This window comes from Acidovorax sp. GW835-FHT14B10 (assembly GCF_058793725.1).
In genome coordinates this window covers 1-22697 of the sequence record NZ_JBXAGC010000004.1, presented here as the reverse complement: position 1 = coordinate 22697, position 22697 = coordinate 1, and the positions used below count along the sequence as shown (strand labels likewise).

20 protein-coding genes are annotated in these 22697 nt (G+C 67.0%); 7 read left to right on the top strand and 13 right to left on the bottom strand.

The features are described from left to right. Positions 1–40: 40 nt before the first annotated feature. From minC to AC1Q5S_RS04710, 11 genes are all read right to left on the bottom strand, one after another. On the bottom strand, positions 41–802 hold the full coding sequence (minC, locus tag AC1Q5S_RS04760) for a septum site-determining protein MinC (protein WP_303834202.1): 762 nt from the start codon (positions 800–802) through the stop codon (positions 41–43). Positions 803–999: 197 nt separating this feature from the next. After that, the gene (pssA, locus tag AC1Q5S_RS04755; RefSeq protein ID WP_303834200.1) at positions 1000–1626 is read right to left on the bottom strand and encodes a CDP-diacylglycerol--serine O-phosphatidyltransferase; all 627 of its coding nucleotides are present in this window, start codon (positions 1624–1626) and stop codon (positions 1000–1002) included. A gap of 80 nt (positions 1627–1706) precedes the next feature. Further along, positions 1707–2438: an N-acetyltransferase gene (locus AC1Q5S_RS04750; protein WP_492238412.1), complete on the bottom strand. Its 732-nt coding sequence runs from the start codon at positions 2436–2438 to the stop codon at positions 1707–1709. 364 nt (positions 2439–2802) lie between these two features. Beyond that, the gene (locus AC1Q5S_RS04745) at positions 2803–3825 is read right to left on the bottom strand and encodes a Bug family tripartite tricarboxylate transporter substrate binding protein (RefSeq protein WP_422205928.1); all 1023 of its coding nucleotides are present in this window, start codon (positions 3823–3825) and stop codon (positions 2803–2805) included. Between the two features lie 42 nt (positions 3826–3867). Further along, the gene (locus tag AC1Q5S_RS04740; protein ID WP_303834198.1) at positions 3868–4383 is read right to left on the bottom strand and encodes a MaoC family dehydratase; all 516 of its coding nucleotides are present in this window, start codon (positions 4381–4383) and stop codon (positions 3868–3870) included. A 14-nt stretch (positions 4384–4397) separates the two neighbouring features. Next, on the bottom strand, positions 4398–5588 hold the full coding sequence (locus tag AC1Q5S_RS04735; protein ID WP_422205926.1) for a CaiB/BaiF CoA transferase family protein: 1191 nt from the start codon (positions 5586–5588) through the stop codon (positions 4398–4400). Between the two features lie 19 nt (positions 5589–5607). After that, positions 5608–6396, bottom strand: a complete 789-nt coding sequence (locus tag AC1Q5S_RS04730; RefSeq protein WP_303834194.1) for a crotonase/enoyl-CoA hydratase family protein — start codon at positions 6394–6396, stop codon at positions 5608–5610. Positions 6397–6513: 117 nt separating this feature from the next. Next, positions 6514–7560 (bottom strand): acyl-CoA dehydrogenase family protein, encoded by a 1047-nt coding sequence (locus tag AC1Q5S_RS04725; protein ID WP_303834191.1) that lies wholly within the window; start codon positions 7558–7560, stop codon positions 6514–6516. A 13-nt stretch (positions 7561–7573) separates the two neighbouring features. Then, positions 7574–8731 (bottom strand): acyl-CoA dehydrogenase family protein, encoded by a 1158-nt coding sequence (locus AC1Q5S_RS04720; RefSeq protein WP_492238411.1) that lies wholly within the window; start codon positions 8729–8731, stop codon positions 7574–7576. After that, a complete protein-coding gene (locus AC1Q5S_RS04715) occupies positions 8728–9975 on the bottom strand; it encodes a CaiB/BaiF CoA transferase family protein (protein WP_303834187.1) in 1248 nt (415 codons plus the stop codon). Before AC1Q5S_RS04715 ends, AC1Q5S_RS04720 begins: the two co-directional genes overlap by 4 nt. Next, positions 9972–10946 (bottom strand): Bug family tripartite tricarboxylate transporter substrate binding protein, encoded by a 975-nt coding sequence (locus AC1Q5S_RS04710; RefSeq protein WP_303834186.1) that lies wholly within the window; start codon positions 10944–10946, stop codon positions 9972–9974. Before AC1Q5S_RS04710 ends, AC1Q5S_RS04715 begins: the two co-directional genes overlap by 4 nt. A gap of 127 nt (positions 10947–11073) precedes the next feature. Between AC1Q5S_RS04710 and AC1Q5S_RS04705 the strand changes: the two genes are divergently transcribed. After that, positions 11074–12003: a LysR family transcriptional regulator gene (locus tag AC1Q5S_RS04705; RefSeq protein WP_303834185.1), complete on the top strand. Its 930-nt coding sequence runs from the start codon at positions 11074–11076 to the stop codon at positions 12001–12003. Positions 12004–12034: 31 nt separating this feature from the next. Here AC1Q5S_RS04705 and AC1Q5S_RS04700 read toward each other — a convergent pair whose 3' ends face one another. Next, positions 12035–14140, bottom strand: a complete 2106-nt coding sequence (locus AC1Q5S_RS04700) for an acetoacetate--CoA ligase (protein WP_422205922.1) — start codon at positions 14138–14140, stop codon at positions 12035–12037. 156 nt (positions 14141–14296) lie between these two features. On the opposite strand from AC1Q5S_RS04700, the gene AC1Q5S_RS04695 reads away from it, so the two are divergent. From AC1Q5S_RS04695 to AC1Q5S_RS04685, 3 genes are all read left to right on the top strand, one after another. Next, entirely contained in the window at positions 14297–15586 is a 1290-nt protein-coding gene (locus tag AC1Q5S_RS04695) for a solute carrier family 23 protein (protein WP_303834182.1), read from the top strand. Between the two features lie 117 nt (positions 15587–15703). Then, positions 15704–17221, top strand: coding sequence for a succinyl-CoA:acetate CoA-transferase ScpC (scpC, locus tag AC1Q5S_RS04690; RefSeq protein WP_303834180.1), 1518 nt, complete (start codon positions 15704–15706; stop codon positions 17219–17221). An 86-nt stretch (positions 17222–17307) separates the two neighbouring features. Beyond that, positions 17308–17730, top strand: coding sequence for a hotdog fold thioesterase (locus AC1Q5S_RS04685; protein WP_422205919.1), 423 nt, complete (start codon positions 17308–17310; stop codon positions 17728–17730). A 218-nt stretch (positions 17731–17948) separates the two neighbouring features. Here AC1Q5S_RS04685 and AC1Q5S_RS04680 read toward each other — a convergent pair whose 3' ends face one another. After that, the gene (locus AC1Q5S_RS04680) at positions 17949–18524 is read right to left on the bottom strand and encodes a cob(I)yrinic acid a,c-diamide adenosyltransferase (protein WP_303834176.1); all 576 of its coding nucleotides are present in this window, start codon (positions 18522–18524) and stop codon (positions 17949–17951) included. A 147-nt stretch (positions 18525–18671) separates the two neighbouring features. Between AC1Q5S_RS04680 and AC1Q5S_RS04675 the strand changes: the two genes are divergently transcribed. The 3 genes from AC1Q5S_RS04675 to cas9 all read left to right on the top strand — a co-directional run bounded on the left by AC1Q5S_RS04675 (position 18672) and on the right by cas9 (position 22657). Beyond that, on the top strand, positions 18672–19031 hold the full coding sequence (locus AC1Q5S_RS04675) for an EF-hand domain-containing protein (protein ID WP_303834174.1): 360 nt from the start codon (positions 18672–18674) through the stop codon (positions 19029–19031). A 130-nt stretch (positions 19032–19161) separates the two neighbouring features. Continuing rightward, entirely contained in the window at positions 19162–20586 is a 1425-nt protein-coding gene (locus AC1Q5S_RS04670) for an FAD-binding oxidoreductase (RefSeq protein ID WP_303834172.1), read from the top strand. A gap of 265 nt (positions 20587–20851) precedes the next feature. Then, the gene (gene cas9, locus AC1Q5S_RS04665) at positions 20852–22657 is read left to right on the top strand and encodes a type II CRISPR RNA-guided endonuclease Cas9 (RefSeq protein ID WP_492238410.1); all 1806 of its coding nucleotides are present in this window, start codon (positions 20852–20854) and stop codon (positions 22655–22657) included. Positions 22658–22697: the final 40 nt, after the last annotated feature.

The following is a 22697-nucleotide window of genomic DNA, read 5'->3' as shown; positions in this document are numbered from 1 at the left end:
TGGCGTGTTGAGCGGGCATGGACGAAAGACTCTCAGGCTCTCAGGCCAGCGGCTCGATGAGGAGCTTCTCGCCGTCGAGCCGCACCTGGGCCGGCTTGCCCGCCACATTGGCGGGCAGCGCGGTCTCGGTGGTGCGGTAGATGCCCGCGATGGAGACAAGCTGCGGCTCCAGGCAGGTCGAAAAAATGCGGGCCTCGGTGTTGCCGCGCGCACCGGCAATGGCGCGGCCACGCAGCGGGGCATAGACATGGATGTTGCCGTCGGCAATGACCTCGGCGCCAAAGCTGACCACGGCCATCACCACCAGGTCGGCGCCGCGCGCATAGACCTGCTGGCCCGAGCGCAGGGGCTTGTCGACCACCACGGTGCCGGGGCCGGCCATGGGTACCTCGCGCACGACTTCGACCTCATGCACCACCTCGCGAATGACCTCGCGCACTTCGGGCGCTGGCGCTTCGGTGCGGGCCGGTGGGGCATCGGGTGCAGCGGCCAGGCCCACGGCGCGCGCAGCCTCCATCTGGGCGACGCTGCCGCCGCGCACGGCCACCGGCAAGGTGCTGTGGCGGCGCAACTGGGCCGTGATGGCGGCAAAGTCGATGGGCTCGGGCGCCTCGCGCACGGGTCCCAGGTCGATCAGCACCGGATCGTTGTCGAAAAAACCGGGGTCATCGGCCACGCGCTCGGCCAGGTCGGCGGCAAACTGTGCGGCGTCGGTGGTCTTGAGCACCACGGCCACCACGGGCAGCGAGGCGCTTTTGAGGTCAAAGCTGTTGCGGGCTTGCGCCGCCGTTTCAAGGGCCATGGATGGATTGCAGGATGAAGGGCACGCCACCTGGCGCCGGGCAGGCGCGCCGCTGGGGGGCCAAAAGGACAAAGTGTACTGTGCAGCACCCCGCGAAAGCGTAACGTCCCGTGCATGCCACCTCCATGGTGGAGTTCATGCGGCCATGGCGGCAGGCGGGCGCCGCGGTGCAGGCAGTGCAGTGCCCGGGCAGGTGATCAGAGTTTCGGAATGCGGATGCGGCTGATCATCAACGAGCCCGACAGCGCAAACAGCAGCACCAGCGGGTGCAGCGTGAAGCCGCCAATCAGCACCTGGCCGAACCACAGGTGCGCGCGCACCGCCCCCAGGTAGGCGGCCAGGGCCAGCAGGCCCACCAGCACGATGGAGGTGGGGATGGGCGTGCCTTCGAAGTATTTCACCTTGCCGTCGTCGCCCGACAGCGTTTCGGCCGTGACGTTGTAGCGCGCCAGGCGCGACACCCCGCAGGCCACGAAGTAGGCCAGCACGATGCGGTCGTACAGCCCCTGCATGCCGCAGCCATAGGCAATGATGGCGGGCGCCACGCCGAACGAGATCACGTCGGCCAGCGAATCGAGCTCGCGGCCCATGGCCGAGCTTTTCTGGCGCCAGCGCGCGATGCGGCCGTCCAGCACATCAAAGATCAGTGCGGCCAGCACCAGGGCGCAGGCAAAGTAGATGTGCACCACCTCGCCGGTCTCCAGGTACGACATCACCGAGAACAGGGCCCCCACGCCGCAGACTGCGTTGCCCAGCGTGAACCAGTCCGCCAGATGGAACTCGCGGATCATGGAGAAGCGTTTGGGCGCGGGCGGGGTCGGCATGGGCAGGGCTCCGGGGTGCGGCACGGCGCGGAAAGTCCATTATGCAGGCGCCCTGCGGGTGCCGTCGCCCCTCCCCATGCTCAGGCGGCGGTCACCTCGCGCTGGCGTGGCTCCTGGCCATCGCCTTCCTGCGCCATGCGCACGGCGGCGGCAAACGCCGGCAGCGTCCAGCCGGCACCCAGCAGCAGCATGCGCACCGGCAAGGCCTCGCGCCGGGGCGCGCTCACCGCGCGGCCCAGGTACACCAGCCGCTTGTTGCGCAGATCCACGTAGCCCCAGGCGTGGCGGCGCATGAGCGAGCGCCACAGTGCATGCGCCCCGCTGGACTGGCGCGCGCCCGACACCAGGCAGGTGCCGGCACCCAGCGCCCAGCCGTACACCGCCGTGGCCAGGCCCCGGCGCTGGTAGGCCGGGGCGTACTTGGAGTGGGGCGCGCGCACATGCGGGTCGGTGTGGCGGTCCACCTCGATCAGGCGGTTGAACACGGTGTAGCCCGCCAGACGGCGCTCCAGCCGGTCTTCCACATAGACATACCACTCGCCGTCGGCCTCGCGGCGGTGCATGGCGAAGCGCGGGTCCGGCAGCGGGTCCATGGGCAGGCCGCAGAGCCGGTCGCCCGGCGTGTACAGGCGCCGGTGCAGGGTGTCGAGTTCCTGCTCCAGGGCGCCTTCGGCGGGCGGGTCGACGTCGATGCGCAGCTCCATGGCGCGGCGCCACCAGGCGCGCAGGTCGGGCCAAGGCCCGGACAAAACAGAGGGGAAAGTGGGCAGCACGAGGTCCATCGTCACGAACTCCAGCGGTGTGGCCGCCATGGCCATGGCACCGCTGTGCCAAGCGGCGCAGCGGTGCCTTACAGACAAAGGGGAGGGTTGGGATGTGCCGGGGCCCGTGGGGCGGTGCGCGCGCGGCGCCGCGCCAGGGGCTTGCGCCAGCCCCTTGCACGCGGGGCCGGCGCGGTATCAGCTGCGGGCCTGGAACCCGTAGAGCGCGCGCAGGGTGGGCGACTGGTCCACGGGCGCACACGCCCGCGCCGCTGTGGACAGCAGGGGTGCGGGGAGGAAGTGGCCAGGCATGGAGGTGCGTTCAGGAAAAAACGCGCCCATGGTAGCCCCGAAGCCATATCGCACGGGCGCGGTGCGGAATGCCCCGCGCCGCGGACGTCAGGGCAAAGCCGCCTCAGTCGAGCGTGATGCCCGTGGACTTCACCACGCCGGCCCAGCGCTGCAGTTCCTTGCCGATGTAACTGCGGTACTCCTCCGGGGTCGAGCCCAGCGGCTCCGCACCCTGCACCGCCAGCTTGGTGCGCACATCGTCGCTTTGCAGCGCCTTGTTGATCTCGGTGCTCAGGCGCTGCACCACGGCGTCTGGCGTCTTGGCGGGCACCATCACACCCTGCCAGGCCCCCGCTTCAAAGCCGGGCATGACGGTTTCCGCCAGCGTGGGCACGGCGGGGTACAAAGACATGCGCTTGGCGGTGGTGACCGCCAGCAGCTTCAGCCGCTTGTCGTTCACGAAGGGCATCACCGAGTTGATGGTGTCGGTCATGAACTGGATCTGGCCCGCCACCAGGTCCACGTCTGCCGGGGCGCTGCCGCGGTACGCTATATGCGCCGCGTTGATGCCCTGGTGCTTGGTGAACTGGTAAGCCGCCAGATGGGTCACGTTGCCATTGCCCGCCGAGCCGTAGGAGAGCTTGTCCGGATTGGCCTTGGCGTACTCGACGAATTCGCGCACGGTGTTGGCGGGGACGCTGGGGTGCACCACCAGCGCCAGGGGCACCACGGCGGTGAGCGCCACGGGCGCCAGGTCTTTCTGCACGTCGTAGGTCAGCTTCTTGTACAGGGCCGGGCTCAGGGTGATGGACGAGGTGTTGTAGAGCACGGTGTAGCCGTCGGCCGCCGCCTTGCTGACCAGGGCGCCACCAATGTTGCCGTTGGCCCCGGGCTTGTTGTCCACCACCACCGGCTGCCCCATCTGCTCGCCCAGCTTCTGCGCCAGCACGCGCGCCACCTGGTCGGTGGGGCCGCCCGGCGGGAAGGGCACCACCAGGGTGATGGGCTTGCTGGGGTAGCTTTGCGCCTGGGCGAGGCCCATGGGAGCCAGGGCCGCCACGCCAGCGGCGCAGCCGAGCAAAGCCAGACTCCAACGGCGCCTCTTTTGCGGCCGCAGGACGGGGGTGGTCGAATCGATGGTTGTCATGGTGCTTGTCTCCTGGGTTGTTGTGGGAAGGGAAATCGGCTCTCAGGCGCGTCCGGCCAGCAGACGGGTCGCGGTGTAGGTCATGACCATCACGCCCTGGTGATTGAAAACATCGATGCGCGAGGTCACCACGGCGCGACCGCTTCGGGACGTGGGACGGATGTCGGTCACCTCCACCACCGCCTCGATGGTGTCGCCCACCAAGACGGGCGCGAGGATCTTCTGGTGCAGCTCCAGCATGGCCAGGCCCGTGCCCTGGATCATGGTCTGCAGGATGAAGCCCTCGATGAGCGCATAGGTCAGCGCCCCCGGCACGGGCCGCCCGGCCATGGCGCCGCCTTCGTAGCCGTCTTCGATGAAGATCGCCTCCAGCATGCCGGTCACGCCGATGAAGCTGACCAGGTCGGTCTCGGTGACCGTGCGGCGGAAGGTGCGAAAGCGCTGGCCCACCCGCAGGTCCTGCCACACGAAGCCCTGGCCGAGGCGGGGCAGGCTGCGGTCCACGCCCGCGGGCGCCGCTGGGGTGTGGTGGGGGACGGGCGTGTTCTGAGATGGCATGTCGGTGGTCCTTGTCAATTAGCGGGTGCGATGGCTGCGCGCGCGCCCAGCAGGGCCTCGATCTGCGCGGCGCCGAGCCCGGCCTGGGCCAGCAGCTCCCGGGTGTGTTCGCCCAGCCGCGGCGGCATGGTGATGGCGGGGCGCTGCCCGTCAAAGCGCACCGGCACACCAGGAAAGCGCAATTCCCCCAGGGCCGGGTCGGCCACCGTTTCAAAGAATGCGGTGGCCACCAGGTGCGGGTCCTGCGGCAGGTCCTGCAGCCGGGCCACGGGCGCGGCCGGGATTTCCAGCCGTTCGCAGGCGGCGATCCAGTGGGCCGTGGTGTGGCGCTCGGTGAAGCCCGAGGCGATTTCCAGCAGCTCGGCGATGTGGCGCGTGCGGCTGGCGATGTCGATGAAGCGCGCATCGCGCGCCATCTCGGGGACCCCCACTTCCGTGAAGAAGCGCTGCCAGTGCAGATTGGTGTACGGCATCATGGCCACCGCCCCGTCGGCCGTGCGGTAGGGCCTGCGCCAGGGCGCCAGCACGCGCGGATAACCGGGGGCCGACAGCGGCGGCTCGAAGTGCTGGCCGTAGTAGTGCTCGACCAGGTTGAAGCCCACCATGGACTCGAACATGGGGATTTCCACCAACGCGCCCTCGCCCGTGCGCTCGCGCTGCCACAGCGCCGCCAGGATGGCATGCGCCGCCACATGGGCGCAGGTTTTGTCGGCGGCAATCGTGGGCAGGTAGCGCATCTCGCCACCCTGGCGTTCCATCAGGTCCGCCAGCCCCGACATGCCCTGGATCACGTCGTCATACGCCGGCTTGCCGGCGTAGGGGCCGGGCAGAAAGCCGACCAGGCTGGCGTACACCAGGCGCGGAAAGCGCTGGCGCAGCGCTTCGGGCGCCAGGCCCAGGGCGGCCAGCTTTTGCGGCCGCATGCTGTGCATCAGCACATCGGCGGTGGCGATCAGGGCGGCCAGCGCTTCCTGGGCGCCGGCCTGCTTGAGGTCCAGCGCCACGCTTTTCTTGCTGCGGTTGGAGCCGAGGAACATGGCGGCCATGCCCGGCTCATTGGTGGGGCCGGTGTGGCGGGTCGAGTCGCCCTCCGGCGGCTCGACCTTGATCACCTCCGCCCCATAGTCGGCCAGGATCTGGCTGGCCAGGGGGCCAAAAATCACACTGGACAGATCCAGGATGCGCAGACCCTGCAGCGGCTTCATCGTGGGACCTCCGTGGCGCTTACTGGAACTTCGGCGCGCGTTTTTCGATGAAGGCGGTCACCGCTTCGCGGTGGTCGGCCGTCTTGTGCGCGATGGCCTGGTAGCCCGCCGAGATTTCCAGCAGCGAAGCCAGCGAGGCGCTCTGCCCTTCGCGCAGCAGGCGCTTGGTCATGCGCATCACGGCACCGGGGTTGGCCGCGATCTTGGCGGCCAGCGCGCGGGCGGTGGGCAACAGCTGGTCGGCCGGCACCACGCGGCTCACCAGACCGCAGGCCAGCGCCTCTTGCGCGCTGATGGCCTCGCCGGTGAACGCCATCTCGGAGGCCTTGGCCATGCCCACCGCGCGCGGCAGCAGCCAGGCACCGCCGTCGCCGGGCACGATGCCCACGCGCACGAAGCTCTCGGCGAAGGTGGCGCTTTCGCTGGCAATGCGGATGTCGCACATGCAGGTCAGGTCCAGCCCCGCGCCGATGGCCGGGCCATTGACGGCGCAGATCACCGGCACATCGAGCTGGACCAGCGCATTGGGAATCTGCTGGATGCCCTGGCGGTATTCCTCACGGATGAGGTCGGGCGTGAGCGCGTCGTCAAAAAAGCGCTGCATGTCCTTGACGTTGCCGCCCGAGCTGAAGATGGGCCCGGCGCCGGTAAGGATCAGCACCTTCACGCTGGCGTCCTTGCGCACGGTGTCGCACAGCTGCACGAACTCGGCCACCGCCGTGTTGCCGGTGAGCGCATTGCGCGTCTCGGGCTGGTTCATGGTGGCGGTGAGGATGCCGCCGTCGCGTTCGATGGTCAGAAAGGTCATGGTGTCTCCGTTGTCAAAATAGGCGCCGCCAGCGCTGGCCATTGCGTGACTTCAATGCAAAAAGACCTTGAATCCATTTGTGGTGGAGCGCTAGCAGCTCTTGTTTTCAAAGCGCCTTCAAGTCGCCGTTTCCACGTCGGTGATGCGCCGCACGATGTCCAGGGTCATGCCGCGGTGCGCCAGCAGGGCCTCGCCCGCCACGCCGTGCCAGTAGGCCTCGCTGCCCGCTGTCTGGCGCCAGGCATGCAGGCGGCGGGTGAACAGCTGCAGGTCGTATTCCTCGGTGAAGCCGATCGCGCCGTGGATGGCGTGCGCCAGCTCCGACACCACCAGCGCCGCCTCGCTGCAACGCGCCTTGGCCGTGGCGACGCGCAGGCGGTCGGGCAGGACGCCCCTACCGCCATGCCCGGCGCTGCAGCCCAGCTGCGCGGCCATGCGCGCGGCAAACACATGCTCGCTCATCACCGCCAGCTGGTGCTGGATGGCCTGGAACTTGCCGATGGGGCGGCCAAACTGCTGGCGCTCGTTGGCGTACTGCAGCGTGCGATCGAACACGGCCTTCAGTGCGCCGGCCATCTGCGCGGCCACCACGGCGGCCTGCAGGGTGCGCACGTCGAGTGCGGCATCCACCGCCACCCCAGGTGCGGCCTGCACTTGCGTGGCCGACCATGCCAAGGCCGCGTCCAGCGCCAGCGCCTGGGGCGCCGCTTGCGCCCCTTCGGTGCCCAGCAGGCGCCATTCGCCACCCGCCTGCACCAGCACCGATTGCGCCACCTGGCCAGTGCGCACCAGCGCGCAGCGCACGCCCCCGTCGCTCAGGCGCTCGCCGCGCGCCAGTGCGATGCTGCCTGCGGGGCGGGCCACACCGGCCTGCGCCAGCAGAGCGCGTGCCACCAGGGTCTCGCCCAGCGGCAAGGGCAGCGCGTGCGCGCCGCACTGCTCCAGCACACCGAACACCTGGGCCAGGCCCAGGCCGGCGCCGCCGTCGTCTTCGCTCAGCAGCGCATCGGCCAGACCGGTGGACTCCAGCTGTTCCCACAGGGCCGTGGTGGCGGCCGCGCCGCGCCCACCGGCTTCGATGGCGCGCACCACCTGCGGCGTGCACTGGTCCGCCAGCACATCGCGGGCGGCGTCGGCAAACATGTCGTTGTTGTTCGTGGTCATGTGTTTCTCCCCATCAACGCAAACCGAGACCGCGCGCGATCATTCCGCGCAGGATGTCGCGTGTGCCGCCGCGCAGCGAGTACGAGGGCGAGGCCTCGGTGACGTACTTGAGTGTCATCAGCAGCTCCACCGGCACATCCTCCGCCTCGCGGGCGAACAGGTCGTCGGCAATGGCCGCCGGAATCATCTGCTCCAGCGTGGTGCCCAGCTCTTTCACCAGCGCGGCCTCGACGATGGGGCTCGCGCCCTGGGTGAGCTTTTCCTGCACCGACACCGACATGGCGCGCAGCGGCGCGAGCTGCGTGAGCACCTTGCCCGCCAGCTGGCGCGCCGATTCGCAGCGGCCCTGGGGCGTGCGCACATAGTCGAGCCACTGGTCGAACAGCACGATGGAGGAAAACAGGCGCTCGGGCCCGCTGCGCTCGAACGCCAGCTCGGCCGTGACCTGCGCCCAGCCCTGGCCTTCGGCGCCGATGAGGGCGTCGGCGCCCAGCTGCACGTTGTCGAAGAACACCTCGCAGAAGTGGCTGTCGCCCGAGAGGTCTTCAATCGGGCGCACGGTGACGCCCGGCAGCGACAGATCGACGATGACCTGCGACAGGCCCTTATGGCGGTCTTCGGTGGTGCCCGAGGTGCGGACCAGCGCAATCATGTACTGGCAGTGGTGGGCGTTGGTGGTCCAGATCTTCTGGCCGTTGAGCAGGAAGCCCTGTTCGTTCGGCACAGCGCGCGTCTTCACGCTGGCCAGGTCCGAGCCCGCGTTGGGCTCACTCATGCCGATGCAGAAAAACGCCTCGCCGCGGCACACGCGCGGGATGTAGAACTGCTTTTGCGCCTCGGTGCCGTATTTCAGGATCAACGGCGCGCTCTGGCGGTCGGCGATCCAGTGCGAGCCCACGGGCGCGCCGCAGGCCAGGAACTCCTCGACCAGCACGTAGCGTGTGAACGCGCTGCGCCCGCCGCCGCCATATTGCGTGGGCAGCGTGATGCCCAGCCAGCCCTTTTGCCCGAGCTGCCGGCTCAGTTCGCTGCTGTAGCCGCCCCAGGAGCGCGCGCGGATGTGTGCGGGCAAATCCTGAATGGCATGCTGCAGGAAAGTGCGCACCTCGACGCGCAGCGCCTCGTCTTCGGCGGGAATGCGCGTGAGCGCCAGTGAATCCAGAGTGCTCATCCCAAAACTCCGTGGTCTTTGTAGGTCTGCAATTGCGTGGGCGACAGGCCCAGGTGGCGGGTCAGCACCGCGTCGGTGTGCTGGCCCAGTTGCGGGGGCGTGTGGCGGTAGGTGACGGGCGTGTCCGACAGGCGGATGGGGCTGGCCACCAGTGGCACTGTGCCGGCCTGCGGGTGCGGCATGGCGATCTGCAGGCCGCGCGCCTTCACTTGCGGGTCGTCGAACACATCGCGCACGGTGTGGATGGGGCCGCAGGGCACGGCATGCTGCTCCAGCAGCGTGATCCAGTCGCGCGTGCTGCGCGTGGCCGTGACGGCGCGGATGCGCTCCACCAGCTCGGTGCGGTTCGCCAGGCGCGCGGCGTTGCGCATGAAGCGCTCGTCCTCGGCCCAGCCCGGCTGGCCGATGGCCTGGCAAAACCGCGCAAATTGGCCATCGTTGCCGATGGCCAGGATCATGTGACCGTCGGCCGTGGGGAAGTCCTGGTAGGGCACGGTGTTGGGGTGCGCATTGCCCATGCGCTGCGGCACCTGCTCGCCATACAGGTAGTTCATGCCCTGGTTGGCCAGGCAGGCCACGCCCACATCCAGCAGTGCCAGGTCGATGTGCTGGCCCCGGCCCGTGTGCGCGCGCGCCTGCAGCGCCGCCAGGATGGCGGTGCTGGCATACAGGCCGGTGAGGATGTCGGTGAGCGCCACGCCCACCTTCATGGGGCCGCCACCGGACGCGCCGTCGGGCTGGCCGGTGACGCTCATGAGCCCGCCCATGCCCTGGATCAGAAAGTCGTAGCCCGCGCGGTGCGCATACGGGCCGTCCTGCCCGAAACCGGTGACCGAGCAGTACACCAGGCGCGGGTTGAGCGCACTCAAGGCCGCGTAGTCGAGCCCGTACTGCGCCAGGCCCCCGGTCTTGAAATTCTCGATCAGCACGTCGCACTGCGCGGCGAGCTGGCGCACGATCTGCTGGCCCTCGGGCCGCGTGAAGTCCACCGTCACCGACTGCTTGTTGCGGTTGGTGCACATGTAGTAGGCCGATTCGCCCGTGGGCTGGCCCGCCGGGTCCGTCACATAGGGCGGGCCCCAGGCGCGCGTGTCGTCGCCAGTGCCGGGGCGCTCGACCTTGATCACCTCGGCGCCCAGGTCGCCCAGCGTCTGCGCGGCCCAGGGGCCGGCCAGCACGCGCGACAGATCGAGCACCTTCACATGCTGCAGCGCACCCGGCTGCACGGCGGGGCGTTCGTTCATTGCAGCGGCACCTTGGCCTGGGTCACGATGCGCTTCCACAGGGCGATCTCGTTCTTCTGGAACTCGTGCATCTGCGCGGGGCCGCCGGTCATGGCGGCGGCGCCGATGCGCTCATAGAAAGCCCGGGTTTCGTCCATCCTGGAGATGGCGGTGAACAGCTCGGCCAGTTTGGCGGTTTCGGCGGCAGGGGTCTTGGCGCTGACCATGGCGCCCACCCAGGTGTAGGCCTCCAAGCCCGGCAGCCCCGCTTCCGCGGCGGTGGGCACCTCTGGCGCGGCGGCCACGCGCTTGTCGGAGGCCACGGCCAGCACCTTCACGCGGCCGCCCTTGGCCAGTTCCTGCACGGCAGTCACTTCGGCGAAGGTGTAGTCCACAGTACCGGAGGCCACGGCCGTCATGGTTTCGCCGGCGCCCTTGAAGGGCACATGCACGGTGCTGATCTGGGCCTTGTCGTTGAGCAGTTCGCCCATCAGCTGGTAGCCGGCCGAGCCGGCACCGAAGTTCACCTTGCCGGGGCTGGCCTTGGCATGGGCGATCAGGCCCCGGAGGTCGCTGTAGGGCGCCTTGGGCATGGTGGCGATCATGGCGGGCGAGCGCATCATCATGGTGAGCGGCGAGAAGTCGTTCACCGGGTCGTAGGGCAGCTCCTTGAACAGCGCGGCGTTCACGGCCAGGGTGGAGTTGCTGCCGATGAACACGGTATAGCCATCGGCCGGTGCGGAGAGCACCTGCTTGACGGCAATGAAGCCGTTGGCGCCGGGCTTGTTTTCCACCACCACGGGCTGGCCCGTGAGATCACCCAGCTTGCGCGCGAAATAACGTGCCGAGGTGTCGGTGCCGCTGCCGGGGCCAAAGGGCACGACGAACTTGATGGTCTTGGAGGGGAATGCCTGGGCTTGCACGGCGGGGGCCAGGGCAGCAGCGGCGATGGCCAGCAGGGCGCTGGCGATTGTTCTACGGGATTGCGTCACGGTGTCTCCTTCGTCGACTATGTTGTGGGGGCCCGTTCCTGTTGCGGGCCCTGCACGGCACTGTAGGAACCGGCGTCCATGCTGTCTAATATTAAAAATTCACAAACCGATATTTATTACGTATCACATGAACCTGCGTCAGCTGCGGCAATTCATCACCCTGGCGGAAACCGGCAACTTCCACCGGGCTGCGGAGCTGCTGCACATGGCCCAGCCGCCGCTGTCGGTGTCGGTGCGCAAGCTGGAGGAAGAACTGGGCAGCCGACTCTTTGAGCGCCACAGCACGGGGGTGCGCCTGACGCCCGAAGGCCAGGCCATGCTGCCCGACGCGCGCCTGGCGCTGTTCCACGCAGAGCGCTGCCGGCAGGCCGTGGCCGACGCGCGCGAGGGCCTGGGCGGGGTGCTGCGCCTGGGCATCATCGGCTCGGCCACCTATGCCCTGCTGCCCGAGCTGATCCCCTCGTTGCGGGCGCGCTACCCGCAGCTGGAGCTGGAGCTGTCCGAGGGCACCTCGGCCGAAATCCTCGATGGGCTGCTGGCACGCCGCTTTGATGTGGGGTTTGTGCGCTACCCGGTGCTGCATCCCGAGCCGTTCGCGCTCTTGCCCATGGACCGCGACGATTTCGTGCTGGCCGTGTCCGCGAACGGCCGGCTGGCACAGCGCGACGCCATCGCGCTGTCGGACGCGGCCGGGGAGCCCTTCATCATGTACCCGCAGGACAAGGTGCCCGGCCTCTCGGCCCTGGCGCTGCTGCGCTGCCAGCTCTCGGGCTTTTCACCGCGCGTGGCACAAGAGGCCATGCAGGTGCAGACCATCATGAGCCTGGTGGCCGCGGGCCTGGGCGTGGGCCTGGTGGCGGGCGTGGCCCGCCTGGTGGTGCCGCCGGGCGTGAAGTGCCTGGCGCTCACCGACACCCCGGCAGGCTTTCGGGTGGGCATTGCGCTGGCGCGGCGCGCGGGCGAGACCAGCCGGCTGGTAGAGCGCTTCACCGAGCATGCGATGGGCTTTTCCACCGTGCCGCGCCTCGCGCAGAACATGGATCAAAACAGGCCGTAGCGCTTATCCATAAAGCGCTTGCAGCGATTGTTCATGCAGCACTCTCGGTCGCCTGGCGGGCGGCAAAGTCCACGTACCAGGCCAGGCAGCCCGGATTCGCCATGGCGTCCTTGTTGACCACCTTCTCGATGGGCTGGCCCAGCAGCAGTTTCTTGATGGGCAGCTCCTGCTTCTTGCCGCTCAGGGTGCGCGGCACCTCGGCCACGGCAACGATGGCGTCGGGCACAAAACGCGGGCTCAAGCTGCTGCGGATGGCAGCGTTGATGCGGTCGCGCAGGGCGTCATCGAGCGTGCTACCCGGCCGCAGCACCACGAACAGCGGCATGTAGCTGTCGCGGCCCAGGTATTCCAGGTCCACCACCAGGCTGTCGAGCACTTCGGGCAGGGCCTCGACCGCGCTGTAGATCTCGCTCGTGCCCATGCGCAAGCCGTGGCGGTTGATGGTGGCGTCGCTGCGGCCATAGATCACGCAGCCGCCGTTGCTGCCGATCTTGAGCCAGTCGCCATGGCGCCACACCGCGCCCATGCTGGCCGGCCCGTCGCCGCCGCCGGGCTGGCGGCCGTGGCCGGCGGGGTACATGTCGAAGTAGCTCGACAGGTAGCGCGAACCGTCCTTGTCGCCCCACAGGTACAAAGGCATCGACGGAATCGGCTGTGTGCACACCAGCTCGCCCACCTCGTCCATCACCGGCACGCCTTCTGCGTTCCAGGACTCCACCGCCGCGCCCAGCATGCGGCACTGCATTTCGCCAGGCACCTGGGGCATCTCTCTGTTGCCGCCGATGAAGGCGCCACAGAAATCGGTGCCGCCCGAGATGTTGTTCCACCAGACGTCGGGCTGCGCAGGCGTGGACAGCCCGGCGGTGGCGGGCGTCTCGACCGCCAGGCGCCTGATGCCTCTGAACTGCGCCGTGCCCCATTCCTGCACCTCGGGCGAGAGCGGCGAGCCGGTGGTGCCCAGCGCGCGGATGCGGGTCAGGTCGCCACAATCCCTGAGGTTCAGCCCCGCCTTCATGCAGTTGGCATAGAAGGCCGCGCCCGCGCCAAAGTAGGTGATGCCGGTCTCGGCCGCAAAGCGCCAGAGCCGGCCCCAGTCGGGTTGCTCCTTGCTGCCACCGGGGTTGCCGTCAAAGATGACGCAGGTGGTGCCCGAGAGCAGGCCTGCCATCTGCGCATTCCACATCACCCAGCCGGTGGAGCTGTACCAGTGGTAGCGTTCGCCCAGGCTGTTGGGTGCATAGCTGCAGCCCACATCGTTGTGCAACGCGCCGAGCTGCAGCGCCACCAGCAGCATGCCGCCGTGGCCGTGCACGATGGGCTTGGGCAAGCCCGTGGTACCGCTCGAATAGACCACCCACAGCGGGTGGTCGAACGGCAACCACAGTGGTTCGAAATCCGCTGTTTCCGCATCATTTCTGGCGGTAGCACCTCTCCAGTCTGCACAATCAGCGACTGAAACCGTGGCATTCAGGTTGCCCAGCAGCAGCGTGTGCCGCACACTGGGCAGGGCCGCGCGCAACTCGGCCAGCACGGCCAGGCGGTCGAGGTCGCGGCCGCCGTAGGTCACGCCGTCCACCGCAATCAGCACCTTGGGCTCGATCTGCCGGAAGCGGTCGAGCACGGCATGCGTGCCCATGTCGGGCGCGCAGATGCTCCACAGGCCACCAATGCTCACCGTGGCCAGAAAGGCCACCATGGCCTCGGGCACGTTGGGCAGGTAGGCGGCCACGCGGTCGCCGGGCTGCACGCCCTGGGCCTTCAGGTGCAGCGCCAGCGACGCCACCTGGCGGCGCAGCGCGGGCCAGGACAGTTCGCGGTGCTGGCCTTTTTCGTTGCGGCTGATGATGGCCGGCTGGCCGGCAGCGTGGGCCGCATCGGCATGGCGCAGCACCTGGCGGGCGTAGTTGACCTGCGCGCCGGGGAACCACTGTGCGCCCGGCATGGTGTTTTTGGCCAGCACGGCGGTGTGCGGTGTCGGCGACTGGAGATCGAAGTAGTCCCAGATGCTTTGCCAGAACGCATCCAGGTCGGTGGTGGACCAGCGCCACAAGGCGTTGTAATCGGCAAACTGCAGGCCGCGCTGTTCGCGCAGCCAGTTCTGGTACAGGCGTATCTGGGGCAGGCAGGGGGGATGCATGGCGGCAAGCGTAGCGCGCCCGGGCCGCACGGCGCCACGGGGTTTTACCGCGTGCCCAGTCGCTGGCGCGACACGCGGAAAACCGCGCCCGCAGCGCTTGCACCACGCCCAAATCCCCTACGATGCGCGACATCAGTTCACAACGGAGAAAAATCCATGGGCTTCATGACCTGGAGGGAGAAAAGCGCCGACGCGCTGCAACAAGGCGGCGTGATCGCACCCGATGAGCGCCTGCCCTGGCCGCAAACGGGCGCCATGGGCGTGCAGCACGTCATTGCGATGTTCGGCGCGACGGTACTGGCGCCCATCCTCATGGGGTTCGACCCCAACCTGGCCATTTTGATGAGCGGCATCGGCACGCTGATCTTCTTCCTCGTCACCGGCGGCAAGGTGCCCAGCTACCTGGGTTCGAGCTTCGCCTTCATCGGCGTGGTGATTGCCGCCACGTCCTATGCCGGCAAGGGGCCCAACGCCAACATCGGCCTGGCGCTGGGCGGCATCATCGCCTGCGGCCTGCTCTACACCGCGATAGGGGCCATTGTGCAGATCGTGGGCACGGGCTGGATCGAGCGCTTCATGCCGCCCGTGGTGACAGGCTCGGTGGTGGCGGTGATCGGCCTGAACCTGGCCGGCATTCCCATCAAGAACATGGCCGCCAGCAACTTCGACAGCTGGATGCAGGTGGTCACCTTCGTCAGCGTCGGCCTGGTGGCGGTGCTCACGCGCGGCATGGTGCAGCGCCTGCTGATCCTGGTGGGCCTGGTCGTGGCCAGCATCATCTACGCCGCGCTGACCAACGGCCTGGGCCTGGGCAAGCCACTCGATCTGTCGGCCGTGCTGGCCGCGCCCTGGATCGGCATGCCCAACTTTGCGGCCCCGGTGTTCAGCGCGCCGGCCATGCTGCTGATCGCGCCGGTGGTCATCATCCTGGTGGCCGAGAACCTGGGCCACATCAAGGCCGTCACGGCCATGACGGGCAAGAACCTCGACCAGTACATGGGCCGCGCCTTCATCGGCGACGGCATCGCCACCATGGTCAGCGGCGCGGCCGGCGGCACCGGGGTGACCACCTACGCAGAAAACATCGGCGTGATGGCCGCCACCAAGATCTATTCCACCGCCGTGTTCCTGGTGGCGGCGCTGATCGCCATCGTGCTGGGCTTCAGCCCCAAGTTCGGCGCCGTGATCCAGGCGATTCCGTTGCCGGTGATGGGGGGCGTGTCCATCGTGGTGTTCGGCCTGATCGCCGTGGCGGGTGCCAAGATCTGGGTGGACAACAAGGTCGATTTTTCGCAGAACAAGAACCTCATCGTGGCCGCCATCACGCTCATCCTGGGCACGGGCGACTTCACGCTCAAGTTCGGCCAGTTCGCGCTGGGCGGCATCGGCACCGCCACCTTTGGCGCCATCTTGCTGTACGCGCTGCTCAACCGCAAAGGCGAATGAGCGCCGGTCGCTGATGCGGGTAAACCCTTAGCACTTCACCCGGCCCGGCTAAAATCCGCAGGTTGACCCGGCGCACCCGGTGCGCCGGCGCCCATCCACCGTTGCGGAGTTTCCCCCATGTCCCTGGCCGATCGGGTACGCCACCCTGCCTTCCTTCAACGCGTCATGTCGGCCGAAGCGGCGGCGGCGCTCATTCCCAGCGGCGCCAACGTCGGCATGAGCGGTTTCACCGGCGCGGGCTACCCCAAGGCCGTTCCCCAGGCCATGGCCACCCGGGCCAAGGCCGAGCATGCCGCCGGCAAACCCTACAAGATCAACGTCTGGACAGGCGCCTCGACCGCCCCCGAACTCGATGGTGCCCTGGCCGCAGCCGATGCCCTGGGCCAGCGCCTGCCCTTCAACACCGATCCCATCTGCCGCGCCAAGATCAACGCGGGCGAGATCGACTTCATCGACATGCACCTGTCGCACGTCGCACAGCACGCATGGTTCGGATTTCTCGGCCCCATGCATGTTGCCGTGATCGAAGTGCTGGGCGTCACGGCCGACGGCCTGCTGATCCCCTCCACAGCCGTGGGCAACAACAAGACCTGGCTGGAGGTTGCCGACCAGGTGATCCTGGAGGTCAACACCAAGACTTCGGCCCGGATGGAAGGCATGCACGACATCTACTACGGCACGGCCATTCCGCCGCGCCGCGTGCCCATCAACATGACCCATGCGGACGACCGCATCGGCCAGCCGTATCTGCAGGTGGACCCGGCCAAGGTGATTGCGGTGGTGGAAACGCACCAGGGCGACCGCGACAACGTGTTTGCCACACCGGACGAGAACTCCAACAAGATTGCCAGCTACATCATCGACTTTCTCGCGCACGAGATGAAGATGGGCCGCCTGCCCAAGGAAATGCTGCCCATCCAGTCGGGCGTGGGCAACGTGGCCAACGCGGTGCTGGCCGGCCTGCTGCACGGGCCTTTCGAGAACCTGCTGGGCTTCACCGAAGTGCTGCAGGACGGCATGCTGGACCTGCTGCGGGCAGGCAAGATGGGCAAGGCCTCCGCCACGGCGATATCGCTGAGCCGCAGCGCCTACGAGGATTTCGAGAGGAACATCGACTTCTACCGCGAGCGCATCATCCTGCGCCCCCAGGAAATCTCGAACCACCCCGAGCTGGTGCGCCGCCTGGGCATCATCGCCATGAACTCGATGATCGAGGCCGACATCTACGGCAACATCAACTCCACCCACCTGATGGGCACGGGCATGATGAACGGCATCGGCGGTTCGGGCGACTTTGCGCGCAACGGCTACCTGTCGTTCTTCGTCACGCCCTCGGTGGCCAAGAACGGCGCCATCAGCTGCATCGTGCCCATGGTCTCGCATGTGGACCACACCGAGCACGACACGCAAATCATCGTCACCGAACAGGGCCTGGCCGACCTGCGCGGCCTGGCACCGCGCCAGCGCGCCCAGGTCATCATCGACCGCTGCGCGCACCCCGATTTCCGTCCGCAGCTGCAGGACTACTTCGACCGCGCGCGCCAGCAGGGACCACAGCACACGCCGCACATCCTGGGCGAAGCACTGTCCTGGCATGAGCGTTTCGTGAAAACCGGCAACATGCACCCGGCCTGACCGGGCGGCGCGGTGGCGACACCCGCCACCGCCGCGGCGCACAGATAATGCCGACCACGCTGGCACTGCCTGCCCTAAGGAGCCCCATGTCCGTCTGGAAGAAACCCATTTCGCTGTCTCTGCTCAACGAGACCAATGCCCGCACCGCCGCCACCCATTTGGGCATAGAAATCACCGAGGTAGGCGACGATTTCCTGCGCGGACGCGTGCCGGTGGACGAGCGCACCCGCCAGCCCTTCGGTATCCTGCACGGCGGTGTCAGCGTGGTGCTGGCCGAAACCCTGGGTTCCATCGGCGCCTTCTACGCCTGCCCAGAAGGCCACCGCGGCGTGGGGCTGGACATCAATGCCAACCACATCCGAGCCGTATCCAGCGGCTGGGTCACGGGCACGGCCCGCCCCGTGCACATTGGCCGCACCACGCAGGTGTGGCAGATCGACATGACCAACGACGCGGGCGAGCTGACCTGCGTGTCCCGCATCACCATGGCCATCCTGGCGCCGAAGTAAGGTTCATCCCCCTGTGGCGCTGCGCGCCTTCCCCCTTCTCTCGACCCGCTGCGCGCGTCGGGAAGGGGGACACCACCAGCGCGGCGGGGCGGCCCTTGCGCGGTGGTTCTGGTGGGGTGCGGCACCAGTTTCAGGGCGCCAGTTACGACGCAAACGTTATACGAAAAAACGATCCTGCGCTTATCCACAAAGCGCGAATAGCTATATTTTAAATAGCATTAGTCGCTGTCGTTGTCCGCACCTCGCGCCAGGCGCTCGCTCTTCCAGTACACGTCGTCCCCGCCGTCCATGCGGTTGAGCACGCGCGACAGCACGAACAGCAGGTCGGAGAGCCGGTTGAGGTAGTGGCGCGGGGTTTCGCGCACGGCTTCCAGCATGCCCAGCGCCACCACGGAGCGCTCGGCGCGGCGCGCCACGGTGCGGCACACATGGGCCTGGGCCGCAGCGCGCGTGCCGGCTGGCAGGATGAACTCCTGCAGGCGCGGCAGCGCCGCGTTGTAGTGCGCCAGCGCCTCATCGAGCTGCAGCACGGCCTCGTCCTTGAGCAGTTCGAACCCCGGAATCGACAGCTCGCCGCCCAGGTTGAACAGCTGGTGCTGCACGTCGATCAGCAGTTCGCGCACATCCTGCGGCAGGGGCTCGCACAGCAGCAGGCCCAGGTGCGAATTGAGTTCGTCCACATCGCCCATGGCGTGGGGGCGCGGGCTGTCCTTGGACACGCGTGTGTTGTCGCCCAGGCCGGTGGTGCCATCGTCGCCCGTGCGGGTGGCGATCTGTGTGAGTCGGTTGCCCATGTGTGCTCCTTGTACTGCGGCACACATTGTCCGTTACACCAGGCAGGCAAATGTTGGCGGGGGCAACAGCAGGCAAAACTGCTGGCCCTGCACTGCGGGCTGCGGTGCAATGAAACCCTGTTCAACTTTGACGGAGCTCTTCATCCCATGAAAGCCATTCAACGCCGCACCTCTGCCTTTGACGCCCGCAGCGTACTGTTGTTCGCCGCACTCTCGCTGGGCGGTGCCGCTGCCCTGCAGGCCCAGACCGCACCGGCCACGGCGCCCCAAGCACAGGGGGGCCCATCGCTCGGACCCGCCGCGTCTTCTCCCAAACCCGCCGCGCCCGCTGGAATGGGCCCTTCCGCCGCAGCTGCCTTTGACCGCGCCGATGCCAATGCCGACGGCAAGCTCAGCCCCGAGGAAGCCGCTGCACTGCCGGCGATTGGCAACCGCTTCAAACAGCTCGACACCGACCGTGACGGCAGCCTGTCGCACGCGGAATTCGACAAGGGTGCCAAGCCCTGATCCATCCAACGCTGGCGCGCGATAGCCGCCACGCCCCTTGAAAGCGCAGCGCCGTGGTGAGGCTTACCGCCCCATCGCGGCGCATTGGCAGGTGCCCGGTGGTATTCTTTTGCGCTGCCCGGAGACCGCCATGAACGCCCCTGCCACCGCCTCCCACCTGCTGCCCGCCATCCATCTGCGCGAGGTGCCGCAGGCCCTGATCGATGCGCTGCAAAACCGCTTTGGTGCGCAGTGCTCGCTAGCGCAGGCCGTGCGCGAACAGCATGGCCGCGACGAAGGCTCGCTGCAGGCCCCGCCGCCCTCGGCCGTGGTGTTTGCCGAGAGCACGCAGGACGTGGCCGATGCCGTGGCGCTGGCCAGCCAGTACGAAGTGCCGGTGATTCCCTACGGCGCCGGCTCGTCGCTCGAAGGCCACCTGCTGGCCGTGCAAGGCGGCATCAGCATCGACGTCAACCGCATGAACCGGGTGCTCAGCATCAATGCCGAAGACCTCACTGTGACGGTGCAGCCCGGCATCACGCGCAAGGCATTGAACGAGGCCATCAAGGACACCGGCCTGTTCTTCCCCATCGACCCCGGTGCCGACGCCAGCATCGGCGGCATGGCCGCCACGCGCGCCAGCGGCACCAACGCCGTGCGCTACGGCACCATGCGCGAGAACGTGCTGGCGCTCGAAGTCGTCACGGCCAGCGGCGACATCATCCGCACCGGCACGCGCGCCAAGAAGAGCAGCGCCGGCTACGACCTCACGCGCCTGATGGTGGGCAGCGAAGGCACGCTGGGCGTGATCACCGAGGTGACGGTGCGCCTGTACCCGCTGCCCGAGGCGGTCAGCGCGGCCATCTGCTCGTTCCCGAGCATCGAGGCCGCCGTGCGCACCACCATCCAGACCATCCAGCTCGGCGTGCCCATCGCGCGGGTCGAGCTGATCGACCGCCACAGCGTGCGCATGGTCAACGCGCACAGCAAGCTCGGCCTGCGCGAAGAGCCCATGCTGCTGATGGAATTCCACGGCTCGCCCGCCAGCGTGAAGGAACAGGCCGAGACCGTGCAAACCATCGCCAGCGAGTTCGGCGGCAACGCCTTTGAATGGGCCAGCACGCCCGAAGAACGCACCCGCCTGTGGACCGCGCGCCACAACGCCTACTTCGCCGCCGTGCAAAGCCGCCCCGGCTGCCGCGCCATCAGCACCGACACCTGCGTGCCCATCAGCCGCCTGGCCGACTGCCTGCTCGAATCGGTGGACGAGGCCGAAGCCAGCGGCATCCCCTATTTTCTCGTCGGCCATGTGGGCGACGGCAACTTCCACTTCGGCTACCTGCTCGACCCGAACATCCCCGCAGAACGCATCACCGCCGAAGCCCTGAACCACCAGCTCGTGGCACGGGCGCTGGGCATGGGCGGCACCTGCACCGGCGAGCACGGCGTGGGCCTGCACAAGATGGGCTTTCTGGTCGACGAAACCGGCGCGGGCGCGGTGGACATGATGCGCGCCATCAAGCGCGCGCTGGACCCGAAGAACATCCTGAATCCGGGGAAGATTTTTGCGCTGTGAACTGGCAGCACGGATTTCAGAAGCGCCGCTTGCGGCGCTTTTTTATTGCCCGGCAGTCTTTTGTGTGAGGTCGTCAAGCAATGGTATCTCCCACCGTAGCGATACATTTTTTGACAAAAATCGCAAAGCCCAGACAATGAAAAAGCCTGGCAGGTTGCCCTGTCAGGCTTTTGGGTACGGACGGGGCCTTTCGACCCCTCCTTATTGCAGCAACGGCTCTCACCCCGGATAACTACAAACGGTGCGAGTGTAGCAGGGAGATTCCATGAATCCAACAACAAACAACGCACCATTGCCTCCTGATTTTTTGACCCTGGGGCTGGACATCGGCATTGCATCGGTGGGGTGGGCCGTACTGAGTGAAAGACACATCGTGGACATAGGAGTGCGGTGTTTCGACAAGGCAGAAACGGCCAAAGAGGGTGAATCTCTGAACCTGAACCGGCGCCAAGCCCGTCTCATGCGACGACGGCTCTATCGTAGAAGCTGGCGCTTGACCAAGTTGGGGCGGCTGCTCAAACAACGAGGCTTGATCGACAGTGCCGCCTTTTTCAAACACCAACCACCCGCCACTGTTTCGACTTGGCAGCTGCGAGTAGAAGGTCTGGACCGCCAACTATCGGCACAGGAGTGGGCGCGTGTGATCTACCACCTGTGCAAGCACCGAGGGTTTCACTGGGCCAGCAAAGCCGAGGAGGTGCTAGCCGAAGGGGATGCCAAAGGCGAGGGCGGCCGCGTGAAAAAGGGCCTAGCCGACACCGCCGCAAAAATGGCAGCCAAAGATTACCGCACTGCTGCAGAGATGGTGCTGGCTGAATTTCCGCACGCGCAGCGCAATAAACGCGGGGAATATGACAAGGCGCTTTCGCGGGTTCTGCTCGACCAGGAATTTTCCTTGCTGTTCGAACAGCAGCGCCGTTTGGGAAACCCCTGGGCCAATGCAGAGTTTGAACAGCGCATACGCGGCGATGGCGATCGCAAAAGTGGCCTGTTCTGGAATCAAAAACCTGCATTAGCAGGGTCAGATCTGCTCAAAATGTTGGGCCAATGCACGTTCGAAAAGAGCGAGTTCCGCGCACCGAAGGCCAGCTTTACGGCGGAGCGCCATGTGTGGCTGACACGGTTGAACAATCTCCGCGTAGTGGTAGATGGAGCATCGCGCCCTCTGACCCAGAACGAGCGCATATTGGCGCTGCTGCTGCCGTACCAAACCGATCAGTTAAAGTACAAAACGCTCAAAGCCGCGCTGGTGAAGGCAGGCCATATTCCCGATAGCGCCCGCTTTGGTGGACTGGCCTACCCCAGCGAGGCCCAAAAGGAAACAGGCAAAACCAAGGACCCCGAAGACCAACCCCTGGTGAGATTGCCCGCTTGGCATGACCTGCGCAAGGCCCTGATCAAAGCCGGTTTGCAAGCTGCATGGCAGCAGATCAGCGTGGCCGCCCTGGATGGGCAACCGCAGTGGCTCGACAGCATCGGCTGGGTACTCAGCGTGTACAAGGACGATGCCGAAGTGGAGCGTGAGCTTGCAGCCTTGGAGCTGCCGCAAGCGCAGGCGGTCATACCAGTCTTGCTGGGCTTGCGGTTTGACAAGTTTCACGCACTCTCACTCAAGGCCCTGCGCCAGATCGTTCCGCACATGGAGCGCGGCCTGCGTTACGACGAAGCGGTGGCGCAAATCCCAGCTTACGGACACCACAGCCAGCGCGTCGTGCTGGGCACGGGCGCAAAGCGTTACCTGCCGTCGTTTTACAAAGATGAGCGCAGCAGCACCGGCTCCATGGTGTTCCGCGATGACATCGACGTCCCCCGTAACCCGGTGGTACTGCGTGCGCTCAACCAGGCACGCAAGGTGGTGAACGCGATCATCAAGAAGCACGGCAACCTATCTTCAGTGCACATCGAGATGGCGCGTGATTTGTCGCGACCGCTTGACGAGCGGCGCGAAGTCAAGAAGCTACAGGAAGAATTCAGAGACCGTAACGACAAAGCCAGAGAGAGCTTTGAGGCTGACCATGGCTATCGCCCCAAGGGTGTTGATTTCCACGTAAATCTGACCCCTCTGGACTGAGTTTTTTCACCCAACTTTGACCCCTTGAGTAACGTCTCCT

Bases quoted from the DNA above. Each gene is read 5' to 3' on its own strand.
- AC1Q5S_RS04725 (WP_303834191.1), bottom strand. From the start codon at position 7,560: ATGACCACGAACAACAACGACATGTTTGCCGACGCCGCCCGCGATGTG.
- AC1Q5S_RS04685 (WP_422205919.1), top strand. From the start codon at position 17,308: ATGTCCGTCTGGAAGAAACCCATTTCGCTGTCTCTGCTCAACGAGACC.
- AC1Q5S_RS04735 (WP_422205926.1), bottom strand. From the start codon at position 5,588: ATGAAGCCGCTGCAGGGTCTGCGCATCCTGGATCTGTCCAGTGTGATT.
- AC1Q5S_RS04695 (WP_303834182.1), top strand. From the start codon at position 14,297: ATGGGCTTCATGACCTGGAGGGAGAAAAGCGCCGACGCGCTGCAACAA.
- AC1Q5S_RS04745 (WP_422205928.1), bottom strand. From the start codon at position 3,825: ATGACAACCATCGATTCGACCACCCCCGTCCTGCGGCCGCAAAAGAGG.
- AC1Q5S_RS04720 (WP_492238411.1), bottom strand. From the start codon at position 8,731: ATGAGCACTCTGGATTCACTGGCGCTCACGCGCATTCCCGCCGAAGAC.
- AC1Q5S_RS04705 (WP_303834185.1), top strand. From the start codon at position 11,074: ATGAACCTGCGTCAGCTGCGGCAATTCATCACCCTGGCGGAAACCGGC.
- AC1Q5S_RS04740 (WP_303834198.1), bottom strand. From the start codon at position 4,383: ATGCCATCTCAGAACACGCCCGTCCCCCACCACACCCCAGCGGCGCCC.
- AC1Q5S_RS04700 (WP_422205922.1), bottom strand. From the start codon at position 14,140: ATGCATCCCCCCTGCCTGCCCCAGATACGCCTGTACCAGAACTGGCTG.
- AC1Q5S_RS04670 (WP_303834172.1), top strand. From the start codon at position 19,162: ATGAACGCCCCTGCCACCGCCTCCCACCTGCTGCCCGCCATCCATCTG.
- minC (WP_303834202.1), bottom strand. From the start codon at position 802: ATGGCCCTTGAAACGGCGGCGCAAGCCCGCAACAGCTTTGACCTCAAA.
- AC1Q5S_RS04750 (WP_492238412.1), bottom strand. From the start codon at position 2,438: ATGGCGGCCACACCGCTGGAGTTCGTGACGATGGACCTCGTGCTGCCC.
- AC1Q5S_RS04680 (WP_303834176.1), bottom strand. From the start codon at position 18,524: ATGGGCAACCGACTCACACAGATCGCCACCCGCACGGGCGACGATGGC.
- AC1Q5S_RS04675 (WP_303834174.1), top strand. From the start codon at position 18,672: ATGAAAGCCATTCAACGCCGCACCTCTGCCTTTGACGCCCGCAGCGTA.
- pssA (WP_303834200.1), bottom strand. From the start codon at position 1,626: ATGCCGACCCCGCCCGCGCCCAAACGCTTCTCCATGATCCGCGAGTTC.
- scpC (WP_303834180.1), top strand. From the start codon at position 15,704: ATGTCCCTGGCCGATCGGGTACGCCACCCTGCCTTCCTTCAACGCGTC.
- cas9 (WP_492238410.1), top strand. From the start codon at position 20,852: ATGAATCCAACAACAAACAACGCACCATTGCCTCCTGATTTTTTGACC.
- AC1Q5S_RS04715 (WP_303834187.1), bottom strand. From the start codon at position 9,975: ATGAACGAACGCCCCGCCGTGCAGCCGGGTGCGCTGCAGCATGTGAAG.
- AC1Q5S_RS04730 (WP_303834194.1), bottom strand. From the start codon at position 6,396: ATGACCTTTCTGACCATCGAACGCGACGGCGGCATCCTCACCGCCACC.